General features: G+C 63.7%; 9 protein-coding genes. 4 read left to right on the forward strand and 5 right to left on the reverse strand.

The genetic code is table 11. The features are described 5' to 3' along the window. Positions 1-32: 32 nt before the first annotated feature. The gene (locus tag WM94_RS20025; protein ID WP_061551967.1) at positions 33-3,863 is read right to left on the reverse strand and encodes a bifunctional diguanylate cyclase/phosphodiesterase; all 3,831 of its coding nucleotides are present in this window, start codon (positions 3,861-3,863) and stop codon (positions 33-35) included. 248 nt (positions 3,864-4,111) lie between these two features. Here WM94_RS20025 and WM94_RS20030 point away from each other — a divergent pair, with 248 nt between their 5' ends. The 3 genes from WM94_RS20030 to gdhA all read left to right on the forward strand — a co-directional run bounded on the left by WM94_RS20030 (position 4,112) and on the right by gdhA (position 8,130). After that, positions 4,112-4,513, forward strand: coding sequence for a hypothetical protein (locus WM94_RS20030; protein WP_024086234.1), 402 nt, complete (start codon positions 4,112-4,114; stop codon positions 4,511-4,513). A 293-nt stretch (positions 4,514-4,806) separates the two neighbouring features. Next, positions 4,807-6,474, forward strand: a complete 1,668-nt coding sequence (gene ettA, locus WM94_RS20035) for an energy-dependent translational throttle protein EttA (protein ID WP_015268893.1) — start codon at positions 4,807-4,809, stop codon at positions 6,472-6,474. Between the two features lie 315 nt (positions 6,475-6,789). Continuing rightward, complete coding sequence (gene gdhA / locus WM94_RS20040) at positions 6,790-8,130, forward strand: NADP-specific glutamate dehydrogenase (protein WP_015268894.1); 1,341 nt, start codon at positions 6,790-6,792, stop codon at positions 8,128-8,130. 139 nt (positions 8,131-8,269) lie between these two features. On the opposite strand, the gene WM94_RS20045 is transcribed toward gdhA, so the two are convergent. The 4 genes from WM94_RS20045 to WM94_RS20060 all read right to left on the reverse strand — a co-directional run bounded on the left by WM94_RS20045 (position 8,270) and on the right by WM94_RS20060 (position 11,823). Continuing rightward, positions 8,270-8,767 carry a GreA/GreB family elongation factor gene (locus WM94_RS20045; RefSeq protein ID WP_061551968.1) on the reverse strand — a complete coding sequence of 166 codons (498 nt, stop codon included), beginning with the start codon at positions 8,765-8,767 and terminating at the stop codon, positions 8,270-8,272. A 67-nt stretch (positions 8,768-8,834) separates the two neighbouring features. Further along, positions 8,835-9,191 carry a hypothetical protein gene (locus WM94_RS20050; protein ID WP_013970815.1) on the reverse strand — a complete coding sequence of 119 codons (357 nt, stop codon included), beginning with the start codon at positions 9,189-9,191 and terminating at the stop codon, positions 8,835-8,837. Positions 9,192-9,406: 215 nt separating this feature from the next. Further along, complete coding sequence (locus WM94_RS20055) at positions 9,407-11,260, reverse strand: DUF4105 domain-containing protein (RefSeq protein WP_061551969.1); 1,854 nt, start codon at positions 11,258-11,260, stop codon at positions 9,407-9,409. Between the two features lie 74 nt (positions 11,261-11,334). Next, positions 11,335-11,823, reverse strand: a complete 489-nt coding sequence (locus WM94_RS20060) for a DUF3015 domain-containing protein (RefSeq protein WP_003256313.1) — start codon at positions 11,821-11,823, stop codon at positions 11,335-11,337. A 253-nt stretch (positions 11,824-12,076) separates the two neighbouring features. On the opposite strand from WM94_RS20060, the gene WM94_RS20065 reads away from it, so the two are divergent. Further along, the gene (locus tag WM94_RS20065) at positions 12,077-14,515 is read left to right on the forward strand and encodes a Lon protease family protein (RefSeq protein ID WP_013970817.1); all 2,439 of its coding nucleotides are present in this window, start codon (positions 12,077-12,079) and stop codon (positions 14,513-14,515) included. The last annotated feature ends 69 nt before the right edge of the window (positions 14,516-14,584 follow it).

Consider the following 14,584-nt stretch of genomic DNA (forward strand, 5'->3'; position numbering starts at 1 on the left):
TTGCCGGCGATAGGGCCAGTGCAGGCAACTGCTCAATGGAACATGAAGAGCTTCTCGTTGGCGAACTGCGCCTCGAACTGATGCGCCGGCATCGGCCGCCCGAACAGGTAGCCCTGCACCTCGTCGCAACCATGCTCGCGCAGGAACTCCAGCTGCTCGTGGGTCTCCACCCCTTCGGCGATCACCGCCAGGTTGAGGCTGTGGGCCATGGCGATGATCGCCCGGGCAATCTGCGCATCCTGTTCGCCTTCGGGCAGGCCGTCGACGAAGGTGCGGTCGATCTTCAACACGTCGATCGGGAACTGCTTGAGGTAGTTCAGCGACGAATAACCGGTGCCGAAGTCGTCCACCGCGATGCTCAGGCCGAGGTTTTTCAGGCTGGCGAGAATCTGCATGGCTTCGTTCACTTCGCGCATCAGGATGCTTTCGGTCAGCTCCAGCTCCAGGCACGCCGGTGGCAGGCCGGTTTCTTCCAGAATGGTGGCGATGCGCGTGCCCAGCTGGCCGTCGGAGAACTGCCGCGCCGAGATGTTCACCGACACCTTGGGCACGCGCACCTTGGCCTTGTGCCAGGCCTTGAGCTGGCGGCTGGCCTCGCGCAGCACCCAGTCGCCCACGTCCACCACCAGCCCCAGTTCTTCGATCACCGGGATGAAGTCGCCCGGCGGGACCAGGCCGCGGGTCGGGTGGCGCCAGCGCAGCAGGGCTTCGGCGCCGGTCAGGCGCTTGCCGTCGCCACTGAACTGCGGCTGGTAGTAGAGGATGAATTCGTTCTGCTCCATGGCATGGCGCAGGTCGCTCTCCAGCTCCAGGCGTTCCAGGGCGCTGGCGTTCATCTCCGCCTGGTAGAACTGGAAGTTGTTCTTGCCGCGCTCCTTGGCGTGGTACATGGCGGTGTCGGCGTTTTTCATCAGCTGGCTCAGCTCGCTGCCGTCCTGCGGGCTGAGGGCGATGCCGATACTTGCGGTAACGAAGAACTCGCGGTTTTCCAGCACGAACGGCCGCACCAGGCTGCCGAGGATGTTCTCGGCCACGTGGATGGCGCGGTTGAGTGCCATCTCGCGGGTCGCGCGCGGTTGCAGCAGCAGGGTGAACTCGTCGCCGCCCATGCGCGCCACGGTGTCGTCGTTGTCCACACAGGCCAGCAGGCGCTGGGCCATGTCCTTGAGCATGCGGTCGCCGGCAGCGTGGCCGAGGGAGTCGTTGATCGGCTTGAAGCGGTCCAGGTCGAGGAACATCAGCACCACCCAGGCCTTTTGCCGCTCGGCCTGCTGCAGTGCGTTGTACAGACGGTCCTGGAACAACGTGCGGTTGGGCAGGTGGGTGAGGGCGTCGTAGTAGGCCAGGCGGTGGATGCGCTGTTCGCTGGCCTTGCGCTCGCTGATGTCGGTGAAGAAACACACGTAGCTGGCCAGGTCGCCTTCGTCGTCAAGCACTGCGGTAATGCCGACCCAGGCCGGGTAGTGGTCGCCGTCGCGGCGCTTGAGCCACATTTCGCCCTCCCAGCTGCCGCGCTGATAAAGCTGCTTCACCACGTAGCGCAGGTGGCCTTCCTGCTGCTCGTCGACGGTAAGCATGCCCGGCAACTGGTCGAGCACCTCGCTGACGGCGTAGCCACTGACGCGGCTGAACGCTTCGTTGGCCTGGACGATATAGCCCGCCGGGTCGGTGATGAGGATGGCCGAGGTGGAGTGCTCGAATACCGTCGCGGCCATGCGCAGGTCTTTCTCGGCACGGCGTTGCTGGCTGATGTCGCGGCCAACCCCGAGCACGCCTTCGAAGCGCTCTTCATCGTCCCACACCAGCACCAGGCGCAGTTCGATGGGGATCTTGCGGCCATCGGCGCGCAGGCAGTCGAAAAGGAACAGCTGGGTGGGCAGTTGGTTGCGTAGCTGGGCCAGCTGGGCCGGGTCGCCCATGGCCTTGCTGACGCGCTCCATCAGGCTATAGATGCCGGTGAGCTGGGACGGGTTGGCGATGATCGACTGCCAGCCGTTGGCGAAGATCCAGTCGGCCTGGTAGCCCAGCACGCTTTGCACCGAGGGGCTTACGTAGTTGAGCTGGAGCAGGTTGTCGGTGGAGAAGATCACGTCGCTGATGCTTTCGGCGAGCATGCGGTAGCGCTGCTCGCTGTCGCGCAGCGACTGGCTGGCCTCGATCTGCACCGTCACGTCCTTACCCACGCCGATGATGCGTGTCACCAGGCCGTCGGCGTCACGGGTCAGCACTTGTTCGCGGATGTCGTAGCAGCGCCAGCCGCCATCGCGGTGGCGGAAACGCAGCTGGCAGTGCAGCGGCTGGTCATGGCCGCTGTCCCGCTGTTGCTGGCGCAGCGCCTGGTAGTGCGTGGCATCCTCGGGGTGCAGCAGCAGCTCCCAGAAGCGCTCGCCCATCTGCGCCAGCTCGGTACGGTCGTAGCCCAGGGTCTGGCCGAGGTGGCGGTTGCTGAAGATCATGCGCTGGCTGAGCACGTCCTGCACATACAACTGGTCGGGCACGGTGCGCACCACGTCCGACCAGAAGCTCTCGCGCTCCAGCAGCGACAGCTCCACCTGCTTGCGGCTGGTGATGTCGCTGATGCTGAGGATGACCGCCTGGTAGTCGCGGCGCTGCTGCGGCAGGCGGGCCATCAGCCACAGGTGCAGCTCGCCACCCAGCGGCGCCGGCAGGCGCACCTCCAGCTCCAGCAGCGGGCGCTGCTCGATCAGCGCGTCGATCAGTTGCATGCCGATGCTGTCGCGGCCATCGCCAGTGCCATCGATCAGGCGCTGCCAGGCACCTTCGTGGCTGTCGATGTTCAACAGTTGGCGGGCCACTTGGTTGATCTCGGTGATCTTCAGCTCCAGCAGCAGCGAGCGGCGCAGGTTGGGGTCCAGGGCCAGGCTGTGTTTGAGCGCGGCACGGTTGCGCAGGTGGTAACGGTCGAGTTGGCCGGGCAGGCTGGACAGGTCGAGCACACACAAGGCCACGCCGGTGCCTTCGAAGATTTCCTGATAGCGCCGGCGGTCGTCCTGCAGCGCCCGTTGGCGGCGGCGCATGTTGACCAGGGCCAGCATCGGCAGCAGGGCGCAGAACAGCACCAGCAGGCATTTGCCGAGCAGCGCCGGCAGCAGCTTCTGTTGGGCCAGCTTGGCGTCGAACAGGCCGCGCAACTGCCAGGTACTGTTGTCGATAAAAGCCAGCATCACGCTTTGCAGCGGTTCGTTGCTGGTAACGGCCGGCGCATGGCTTTGCAGTACCTCGCCGTTGCGGCTGTTTTCCAGCAGCCACAGCGGGTGGCCGGCACCATCCAGGTGGAGGGTGAGGGTGCGGTAGTAGTCCGGTGACAGGCGCAGCAGCCAGTAGCCGCGGCCTTGTTCGGTGGCCTGGCGAAGCAGCAGGTAGACGGTGCGGTTGTCGCCCGAATTGGTGAAGAAGTACGGGCTGCCCTGGTTCAGCCTCAGCAGCTCGTCAAGCAAATGGCGGTCGGGGCTGCCGGCCAGGCTGTCGGCCTGCACCTGCCCGGTAGCGTCCAGCCAGGCCATGCTCTGCAGGGCCGGCAGGCGCTCGCGAAGGGTGCCCAGCAGGCTGGGCAGGGCCGAGGGCGTCGGCGCCTTGACGTAGGGCTGCACCACATTCACGGCCTGTTGCGCCTTGAGGGCCATGTTCAGGCTCAGGTGGTCGGCCAGTTCGGCGGTGGCATCCAGGCTCTGTTTGCGCAGGTCAGCCTGGGTATGGTTGAACTGGGCGAACAGCTGCCATAGCAGCAGGCCCAGCAGGATCAGGGCCAGCAGCGCCAGCGCACCCTTGATCGACCCGCGCAGCGAGGCCACGGGCGCCTGTGGCGCGGAACGCAATGTCGACGGATGAGTAAGATTGGTCAAGCGTTGATCCTGCGATTGGGCTGGCGATGGCAGGGATGGATCATGCACGGTGTGTGCCGGTGTCTGGTTGCCAGACCGCGGTGGCGCACTATAAGGCCGGACACCCGAAACGGGCTAGCATGCCTAGGATTATGGCAAAGTGCCAGCCGATGTGACCGGTGGTGCCTGCCCGGTGGTTCGGCAAGCCCCTGCAACCTGTGCGAGAATAGCGCCCGCTTCAAATGACAACGCATCGGAGATGTTCGGTTTTGGTTACTCACTTTTCCTCCAATGGCCTCGATTCCGCCTGCGGGCGCAGCAGTCAGACCCTTGTCAGCACTGCCGTGACCGAGGACGTATCCTGCAAGTCTTGCCAGCGTTCGCTGAGCAAACCCGAGGCGGCAGCTGTCGCCAAGAGCAAGAGCCCATCGCTGGCCGAACTGCGCAAGACCGCCAAGGCGGCAGTTGAGCCGGCTGTTACCGTGGCCGAGGTCAAGCCGGCGGCCAAGGTTGTCAGCGTGCCTGCGGCCGCCAAACCGGCCAAAGCTGCCGAGCAGCAGCCGGCTCGTAGCGGTGGCTTCAGCGTGAAGTCCGCCTGGGCCGCGCGCCTGGCCGAGCAGGGCGACCGTTGCCGCTTGCCGCGGGGCAAGGCCAAGCAGCGTCACGTCTGAGTCATCTGCAGCTGTACCGGCCCTTTCGCGGCTAAAGCCGCTCCCACAGGGATTATCACTGCCTTCGAGAACTGTGCAGTACCTGTGGGAGCGGCTTTAGCCGCGAAGAGGCCAGCACAGGCAATAGATTCTCCCCGGTCCTACCCCCCCCACCATCCGCCCCTCCTATGCAACGCCGCGCGTTGGCGTAGAATGGGCGACTTTGTTCAATGACACCCCGTAAATACATCCCCCTGGCCAGCGCGCCGGGGCGATCGTCGATGTCTTTACCTATCTGATTAGAGGGCTTGGTTTTGGCTCAATACGTCTACACCATGCATCGGCTGAGCAAGGTCGTGCCGCCGAAGCGGGAAATTCTCAAGAACATTTCCCTGTCGTTCTTCCCGGGCGCCAAGATCGGCGTGCTCGGCCTGAACGGCGCGGGTAAATCGACCCTGCTGCGGATCATGGCGGGCGTCGACAAGGAATTCGACGGCGAAGCCCGTCCGATGCCCGACATCAACGTTGGCTACCTGCCACAGGAACCGCAACTGGACCCGAACAAGTCGGTGCGCGAAGTGGTCGAGGAAGCGGTCAGCGTGATCAAGGACGCCCAGGCGCGCCTGGACGAGGTCTATGCTGCCTACGCCGAGCCGGATGCCGACTTCGACAAGCTGGCCGCCGAGCAGGCCAAGCTGGAAGCCATCCTGCAGGCCGCTGACGGCCACAACCTGGAGCGCCAGCTGGACGTTGCCGCCGACGCCCTGCGTCTGCCGGCCTGGGATGCACGCATCGAGCACCTGTCCGGTGGTGAGAAGCGCCGCGTGGCCCTGTGCCGCCTGCTGCTGTCGGCCCCCGACATGCTGCTGCTCGACGAACCGACCAACCACCTGGACGCCGACTCGGTGGCCTGGCTGGAGCGCTTCCTGCACGACTTCCCGGGCACCGTGGTAGCCATTACCCACGACCGTTACTTCCTCGACAACGTCGCTGGCTGGATCCTGGAACTGGACCGCGGCGCCGGTATCCCGTACGAAGGCAACTACTCGGGCTGGCTGGAAGCCAAGTCCGAGCGTCTGGCGCAGGAATCCAAGCAGCAGAGCGCCCACGAAAAGGCCATGAAAGAGGAACTGGAATGGGTGCGCAAAGGCGCCAAGGCCCGCCAGTCCAAGTCCAAGGCACGTCTGCAGCGCTTTGAAGAAATGCAGTCGCAGGAATTCCAGAAGCGCAGCGAAACCAACGAGATCTACATCCCGGCCGGTCCGCGCCTGGGCGACAAGGTCATCGAGTTCAAGAACGTCACCAAGGGCTACGGCGACCGCGTGCTGATCGACAACCTGTCGTTCTCCATGCCTAAAGGCGCCATCGTCGGTGTGATCGGTGGTAACGGTGCCGGTAAGTCGACCCTGTTCCGCATGCTGATGGGCAAGGAACAGCCGGACTCGGGCAGCATCGAGATCGGTGAAACCGTGCAGCTGGCCTGCGTCGACCAGAGCCGCGAAGACCTGGACGGCGGCAAGACCGTGTTCCAGCAGGTTTCCGACGGCTCTGACATGATCCGCATCGGCAACTACGAGATCCCGTCGCGTACCTATGTGGGCCGCTTCAACTTCAAGGGTGGCGACCAGCAGAAGTTCGTCAAGGACCTGTCCGGTGGTGAGCGTGGCCGCCTGCACCTGGCCCTGACCTTGAAGGAGGGCGGTAACGTCCTGCTGCTCGACGAACCGTCCAACGACCTCGACGTCGAAACCCTGCGTTCGCTGGAAGAAGCCCTGCTGGACTTCCCGGGCGCGGCGATCGTGATCTCCCACGACCGTTGGTTCCTGGACCGTGTGGCTACCCACATCCTGGCGTACGAAGACGACTCGAACGTGGTGTTCTTCGAGGGTAACTACACCGAGTACGAAGCCGACCGCAAGAAGCGCCTGGGCGATGCTGCTGCCCAGCCGCACCGTGTACGGCACAAGAAGCTGGCCCAGTAAGCCGGTGTTCTGATGCACAAGAATGGGGCCCTTTGTGGCCCCATTTTTGTGCCTGGCTGGAAAGTGGTGCTGGCTTCTTCGCGGGTAAACCCGCTCCAACAGGGATGCCCATAGCTCTCGGGCTTGCGCAGCTCCTCTGTGGGAGCGGGTTTACCCGCGAAGAGGCCAACGCTCATAGCGAATTTGTATACACTTATAGAAAGCGCACCAAATAATTTCAAAAAAACGACATCTCGCCCTATTCCGGTGCGATTGCTTCTTGGTACATTCCTGAAAAAAACCAATAAGTCCAATCCTCTTGGTGAGATGTCTACCATGATCGAATCTGTCGACAATTTCCTCGCGCGCCTGAAGCAACGCGATCCGGCCCAACCTGAATTCCACCAGGCTGTGGAAGAAGTGCTGCGCAGCCTTTGGCCATTCCTCGAGGCCAACCCGCATTACCTGCAGGCCGGCATTCTGGAGCGCATGGTCGAGCCCGAGCGCGCCGTACTGTTCCGTGTGTCCTGGGTCGATGACCAGGGCAAGGTGCAGGTCAACCGCGGCTACCGCATCCAGATGAGCAGCGCCATCGGCCCGTACAAGGGCGGCCTGCGCTTCCACCCGTCGGTCAACCTAGGCGTGCTGAAGTTCCTGGCCTTCGAGCAGGTGTTCAAGAACTCTCTCACCTCGCTGCCCATGGGCGGCGGCAAAGGCGGCTCGGACTTCGACCCCAAAGGCAAGAGCGACGCCGAAGTCATGCGTTTCTGCCAGGCGTTCATGAGCGAGCTGTACCGCCACATTGGCGCTGACCTGGACGTCCCGGCCGGTGACATCGGCGTGGGTGCCCGCGAAATCGGCTTCATGTTCGGCCAGTACAAGCGCCTGGCCAACCAGTTCACTTCGGTGCTGACCGGCAAGGGCATGACCTACGGCGGCAGCCTGATCCGCCCGGAAGCCACCGGCTACGGCTGCGTGTACTTCGCCGAGGAAATGCTCAAGCGTCAGGACAAGCGTATCGATGGCTGCCGCGTGGCGATTTCCGGTTCGGGTAACGTGGCCCAGTATGCTGCGCGCAAGGTCATGGACCTGGGCGGCAAGGTGATTTCGCTGTCCGACTCCGAAGGCACCCTGTACGCCGAAGCTGGCCTGACCGATGCCCAGTGGGATGCGGTGATGGAGCTGAAGAACGTCAAGCGTGGCCGCATCAGCGAACTGGCCGCGCAGTTCGGCCTGGAGTTCCGCAAGGGCCAGACCCCGTGGAGCCTGCCGTGCGACATCGCCCTGCCGTGTGCCACGCAGAACGAACTGGACGCCGAAGACGCCCGCACCTTGCTGCGCAATGGCTGCATCTGCGTGGCCGAAGGCGCCAACATGCCGACCACCCTCGAGGCTGTGGATATCTTCCTGGAGGCCGGCATCCTGTACGCCCCGGGCAAGGCCTCCAACGCCGGCGGCGTGGCCGTGTCGGGCCTGGAGATGTCGCAGAACGCCATGCGCCTGCTGTGGACTGCCGGTGAGGTGGACAGCAAGCTGCACAACATCATGCAGTCGATTCACCATGCTTGCGTGCATTACGGTGAAGAGGCGGATGGCAGCATCAACTACGTCAAAGGTGCGAACATCGCGGGCTTCGTGAAAGTGGCTGATGCGATGTTGGCGCAGGGCGTGGTTTGATCTGAGGCCGTTGGGGCCGCTTTGCGGCCCTTTCGCGACACAAGGCCGCTCCTACAGGTATCGCGCATGTTCAGAAATGACGCGGTCCTTGTAGGAGCGGCCTTGTGTCGCGATGGGCTGCAAAGCAGCCCCCAGGTCCTCAATCTTCACCAAAAACCTCAACCACTTCGATCACCTGCTCCCCCACCGGCCGCCGCCAGACCACTTCATCCCCTGGCCCCGCCCCGAGCAAAGCCCGCCCCAACGGCGAACCCCAGTTTATCAACCCCCGCCCGGCATCCGCCTCATCCTCGCCCACCAGCCTTACTACTTGTTCCTGGTCCTGCGCATCGACATACCGCACCCGGCTGCCAATCTGCACCTTGCTGCGCGACGTCGCCGCCGGCACAACCTGGGCGCTTTGCAATCGCGCGCTGAAGTAGCGCAGGTCCCGTTCGGTATCCGCCAGCCGCTGCTTGTCGCCACGTTCACCTTGTGCCTGCAGTTCGCTGCGCAGGGCATTCAGCTCGGTCACGCGCTCCTGCAGCTGGCGCAGGCCACTGGCGGTCACGTAGTTGGGTTGTTCGCTGACCCGTCGCTCGACCGGCTGATCAGCCTGGGCGGCGGCCTGGTCTTCGTTGACGAATGCTCGGCTCATGCGTGGCCTCCTTTTGCAGGAGACCATCATCGCAGGCCGCCGGTTTCAAGGGATGTCCGTTTGCGACTCAGTTGTGGCGATAGGCGCGTGCGGCGTCGCGGTCCTTTTCCTGCTCCCAGTCGCGCTCGCGCTGGTCCCAGAAGCGCTCGTGGTACTGGCGCTGTTCTTCGCTGTTCTGCATGGCGTGGCACTGGCGAAAGCCGTCGTCCCAGCCGCTTTCGTACTGGCGCTCGTGCAGGTAGCGCGGCACGTCCTTGCGAAAAGCGCCGACCATCAGCCCTGCCGCCTGTCGGCCGCTGCTGCAGCCGTCCTGGAAGCCATCGGCATAGGCGGGGGGATAACCCTGGTGGACCATCTGCTCGTGGGTGGTTTCGCAACCAGACAGCAACAACGCCATGCACACGCCGAACCAGTACCGCGACATAACCACAAAACCCTCCGGTTGATACTGGAAAGTCTAGGTGGCGATTTGTCGGGGAGCCGTTAAAACAGTGTCAAAGAGTCGGTTGGTTCACACTGCTCTGCTGACCTCACTGGCCCATTCGCGGGCACGCCCGCTCCCACAGGATCACCCCAGGATTCGAGGCCAGTGCAGTACCTGTGGGAGCGGGCATGCCCGCGAAAGGCCGCAAAGCGGCCTCAGTAGTGATACCACTTCAACTCCAGCATCACCTCGTTCTGCGCCGTAGCCAGGTGGCTGAACTCTCGCGAAGCACTCAACCGCAGGCCCAGGTTCTGGCTGATCTCCCATTGCTGGTTCAGGCTCATACTGCGCCGTACTTCGCCATTGGTGAAATAATCGCCCTTGGCCTCCAGCGTCATGTTGCCCAGCCCGTTGCGCCACAGCAGCCCGCCATTGAAGCCCGCCGCCGGGGCGATGAACTGGGCAAAATCATTGTGGTGCTCGACCCGCACCGTGCCCAGGGCAAAGCCCAGCAACCCGTCGGCCAGTTGCCAGGTGCCGCCGGCCCCGCCGTTCACATGGCTTACCAGCACTTCGTCATCATGCTTGCCCGGCACGCGCTCCAGCCCGCCGGCCACCTGCCACGACCAGGGCTTGAGCAGCTCGTTGCGCGGTGTCAGCGAGCGGATGGTGGCCAGGTCCAGGCGCTGCACCTGCCAGTCATTGCCTTCGTACTGGCGCAGCTTCAGCTGCAGGATCTCGATCTGCGCCCCCAGCGGGAAGCCATAGGCGTTGTCATTCAGGTCGTGGTAGGCCATGCGCAGGCCGTACTCGGCGTAGGCGCGGTCTTCGCGGGTGCCTACGCCCAGCTGCCAGGTGCGCGAGTCATGGCCGTCCTCGGGCAGGCCTGGGCGCTCGATGTGCAGGGGCGGGGGCGGGTTGCTGTTGATTGCCCGCAGCAGTTCGAAGCTGCGTTTCGCCTGCCCAGGGTCACGCTCCTGGCCATTGGCACGGTAACGCTCCAGACGGTACGCGGCGTCCTGCACCAGCGCCTGGCGCTGGCGGGGGAGGGCCTTGAATTCGGGGCTCTGCAGTTGCCCGGTGTCGGCACTTACAGCCAGCACCTGGCGCTTTTCGTCGTGATCGAGCGGCTCGGCCCGGGCCAGCAGTTCACGTTCGCGAGAGGGGCGGTACGTCTCGCTGGCGACCATGCCGGACTGCTTCACGGCTTTCACCGTGTCGGTCGGGATGGCGGTCAGCGGGAACTGCGAGGTCAGGTCAAGGCCCGGCCGGGCCACCTGCAGCAGCTCCAGCAGGCGGTACGAGCAGTTCTCATCGAAGAAGAAGTAGTCGAACTGGATCTGCTTCAGCTCCCACACATGTTCGACCATGCGCCCGGTTTCTTCCGGGGTCAGGTCCAGTTGGTACTCCCACAGGTCGCGGTTTTCCAGGCTGCGGTATTCGGACAGTTTCTCCTGGTAGGGCATCAGCGCGAACAGGCCCGGGTAGCCACCCATCAGGCCCTTCCAGGCATACAGGATACTGTTGTCGCTGCCTTCGATGTAGGCGCCGAAGTTGATTGCGTAGCTCAGCAGCGTGGTGTCGTCGCTGCGGGTGTTGGACTGGTCGATGCGCAGCAAGGTGTGGCCGAACATCGATGACGGGCTGTTCAGGTAGGCCGCCGGGAAGATCAGCGCCGCACTGTGTGGGTCGATCGACTGGTACCAGGTGGTGAACTCCTGGCAGTCAGGTTGCGGCAAGTCTTGCAGGTCGAGCTGTTCGCGCAGCCAGCGGGTGCGCGCCGGGAATACGCACTGGGCATGTTTGTCACCGAGGCTGGCCGGGGCGTACAGCGCTTCGATCGTGGCTTGCAGCTCTTGGTCGGGGTGGTGCGCGCCGTCCTCGGCAAGGAAGAACGCATCATCATCCACGTAGCTGCGCCAACCACCCAGCTTGGCGGTTTCGTAATGGCCCAGGGCAATCCAGTAAGGGGTGTTGGCCAGTTGCTGGACACGGCCTTGGTCCAGCACGGGCGCGGCATGAACAGGGGCGCAGGCACACAGCGCCAGGGATACGAAGCGTTTGAGCATGTCGGGCAACTACTTCTTAACGATGCCGAAAAAAGGCGAAACCCGCCCCGGGGCCGGGGCGGGAGGAGCTGCACTCAGGCCTCGGTTGCGTATTTGGCCAGGCGTGGGTCGTTCTTCAGAACAGCCAGGGTGTTGCTATGGACGGTTTCGGCAGTGACGTCGGCGCTGCTGAAGATCTGGTTGAAGTGCTGATGGGTGACCGATGCGAAGTAGCCACGGTCTTCCGGCGCCACGCCGAGAACCACGGCATAGGTGGTCAGTGCTTCGCCTTGGCCCATGGCCATGTCTTCGGAAAGCTCATTCATCATGCCGTTCATGGCGAACCAGGACTTGCCGCCGTAGGTCAGCGACGCTTTGGTCGAGCAGCCGTTGGTGCCGGAGGTCATGCCGAAGGTGGCGTTACCGGAGGTGCCGTTGGTGGTGGAAGCCAGGAAGTGTGCCGGAGTGCCGCGCTGGCCTTCGAACAGCATGTTGCCCCAGCCGCAGTTCGGGCCGCCTGGCGCTTCGGCCATGGCATTGATCGAGACCACGGTGAACAGAGTACCCAGAAGAATCCGTTTCATAGCATTTGTTCTCTATTTGACTTAACCAAGGGTCAGGGTTTCTGGCAACTCGGTTGCCAGGTCGGGAAAGCTTTTCACCCACCCGCGCAGCTTGGAGTTTAGGCACGATCTAAGAGTTGCGTTGTTGATTGCGAAAAATTTGCTGTTGCATGACCCGCACCGGCTGCGACATAAAGTCCCGCGGAGCCTTGCAAGGCGCGCGCGGGCAGCGCCAGAATGCTGCGTATCTGCCCCGCCGAAGTAAGGAAACCCAATGCCCGATCCTGTCGCTGCGCGCCTGCGTCTCGCGCCTGAAGCCCTGACCCGGCGTTTCTCCCCCGAGCAGTTTGCCTTTACCAATACCGACGATCTGGAGCCGTTTCGCGGAGTCCTGGGCCAGGAGCGTGCTGTCGAGGCCCTGCAGTTTGGCGTGGCCATGCCGCGCCCTGGTTACAACGTGTACGTGATGGGCGAGCCCGGCACCGGCCGCTTCTCGTTCGTCAAGCGCTACCTCAAGGCCGAGGGCAAGCGTCAGCAGACCCCGGCCGACTGGGTTTACGTCAACCACTTCGATGACACGCGCGAACCCCGCGCACTGGAATTGCCGTCCGGCACCGCCGGGGCGTTCATCGCCGACATGAACGGGCTGATCGACAACCTGTTGTCGACCTTCCCTGCGGTATTCGAGCACCCGTCGTACCAGCAGAAGAAAGGCGCCATCGACCGCGCCTTCAACCAGCGTTACGACCGCGCCCTGGATGTGATCGAGCGCGCCTCGCTGGAAAAGGACGTGGCCCTGTACCGCGACGCCAGCAACGTCGCCTTCACCCCGATGGCCGACGGCAAGGCGCTGGATGAAGCCGAATTCGCCCAGTTGCCGGAAGAGGTGCGCGAGCAGTTCCACGAGGATATCGCCCTGCTCGAGGAACGCCTGAACGAAGAGCTGGCCAGCCTGCCGCAATGGAAACGCGAGTCGAACAACCAGCTGCGCCAGCTCAACGAGGAAACCATCACCCTGGCCCTGCAGCCGTTGCTGGCGCCGCTGTCGGAGAAGTACGCCGAGAACGCTGCGGTCTGCGCCTACCTGCAGTCGGTGCAGCTGAACCTGCTGCGTACCGTGGTCGAGCAACTGGTCGATGACAGCAAGACCGACGCGGCTGCGCGCAAGCTGCTGGAAGAGCAGTACGCGCCAAGCCTGGTGGTCGGCCACCACGCCGACGGCGGTGCGCCGGTGGTGTTCGAGCCGCACCCGACCTACGACAACCTGTTTGGCCGTATCGAATACAGCACCGACCAGGGTGCGCTGTACACCTCTTACCGTCAGCTGCGCCCAGGCGCGCTACACCGCGCCAACGGCGGCTTCCTGATTCTGGAAGCCGAGAAGATGTTGGGCGAGCCGTTCGTCTGGGACGCGCTCAAGCGTGCGCTGCAGTCGCGCAAGTTGAAGATGGAGTCGCCACTGGGCGAGCTGGGGCGGGTGGCTACCGTCAGCCTGACGCCGCAGATGATCCCGCTGAACATCAAGCTGGTCATCATCGGTTCGCGCCAGCTTTACTACGCGCTGCAGGACCACGACCCGGACTTCCAGGAAATGTTCCGGGTGCTGGTGGACTTCGACGAAGACATGCCCATGGTCGATGAGAACCTGGAGCAGTTCGCCCAGCTGTTGCGCACCCGCACCAACGAAGAGGGCATGGCGCCACTGACCAGTGACGCGGTGGCGCGTCTGGCCACCTACAGCGCCCGCCTGGCAGAAAACCAGTCGCGCCTGTCGGCACGTATCGGCGACCTGTTCCAGCTGGTCAGCGAAGCTGATTTCATCCGCCAGCTGGCCAGTGACGAAATGACCGACGCCGGGCACATCGAGCGTGCGCTCAAGGCCAAGGCCACCCGCACCGGGCGTGTTTCGCAGCGGGTGCTGGACGACATGCTCGCCGGCATCATCCTGATCGACACCGAAGGCGCGGCCATCGGCAAGTGCAACGGCCTGACCGTGCTGGAAGTGGGTGATTCGGCGTTCGGTATGCCGGCGCGTATCTCCGCCACCGTGTACCCGGGCGGCAGCGGTATCGTCGACATCGAGCGTGAGGTCAACCTCGGGCAGCCGATCCACTCCAAGGGTGTGATGATCCTCACCGGCTACCTGGGCAGCCGCTATGCCCAGGAGTTCCCGCTGGCGATCTCGGCGAGCATCGCCCTGGAACAGTCCTACGGCTATGTGGACGGTGACAGCGCCTCGCTGGGCGAAGCCTGCACGCTGATCTCGGCCTTGTCGCGCACGCCGCTCAAGCAGTGCTTCGCTATTACCGGCTCGATCAACCAGTTTGGTGAAGTTCAGGCGGTGGGTGGGGTCAACGAGAAGATCGAAGGCTTCTTCCGCCTGTGCGAGGCGCGTGGCCTGACCGGCGAGCAGGGAGTGATCATCCCGCGTGCCAACGTCGCCACGCTGATGCTCGACGAGCGTGTGCTGCAGGCAGTGGAGAACGGCATGTTCCACGTGTACGCGGTCAGCCAGGCCGACGAGGCGTTGAGCCTGCTGGTGGGCGAGGAGGCCGGTGTGCTGGATGACAAGGGCCAGTTCACCGAAGGCAGCGTCAACGCGCGGGTGGTGGAGCGCCTGCGTGAGATTGCCGAGATGATCAGCGAGGAAGAAATCGAGAAGGCGGAGAAAGAGCGCCTGGAAGAGGTGATTGCCCAGGCCAAGCCGGCCTGAGTCAAGAAACCGGCGCTGGCGGCGATGTGCTACCGTTCAGCGCCGGTTTTCCATCTTTCTGTACCGTTC

The sequence above is a fragment of the Pseudomonas sp. ABFPK genome (assembly GCF_001586765.1).
GTDB classification, from domain to species: Bacteria; Pseudomonadota; Gammaproteobacteria; order Pseudomonadales; family Pseudomonadaceae; genus Aquipseudomonas; species Aquipseudomonas asiatica.

Excerpts from the sequence above, each read along its gene's own strand:
- gdhA (WP_015268894.1), top strand. The coding sequence starts at position 6,790 with ATGATCGAATCTGTCGACAATTTCCTCGCGCGCCTGAAGCAACGCGAT.
- WM94_RS20045 (WP_061551968.1), bottom strand. The coding sequence starts at position 8,767 with ATGAGCCGAGCATTCGTCAACGAAGACCAGGCCGCCGCCCAGGCTGAT.
- WM94_RS20050 (WP_013970815.1), bottom strand. The coding sequence starts at position 9,191 with ATGTCGCGGTACTGGTTCGGCGTGTGCATGGCGTTGTTGCTGTCTGGT.
- WM94_RS20055 (WP_061551969.1), bottom strand. The coding sequence starts at position 11,260 with ATGCTCAAACGCTTCGTATCCCTGGCGCTGTGTGCCTGCGCCCCTGTT.
- WM94_RS20060 (WP_003256313.1), bottom strand. The coding sequence starts at position 11,823 with ATGAAACGGATTCTTCTGGGTACTCTGTTCACCGTGGTCTCGATCAAT.
- WM94_RS20065 (WP_013970817.1), top strand. The coding sequence starts at position 12,077 with ATGCCCGATCCTGTCGCTGCGCGCCTGCGTCTCGCGCCTGAAGCCCTG.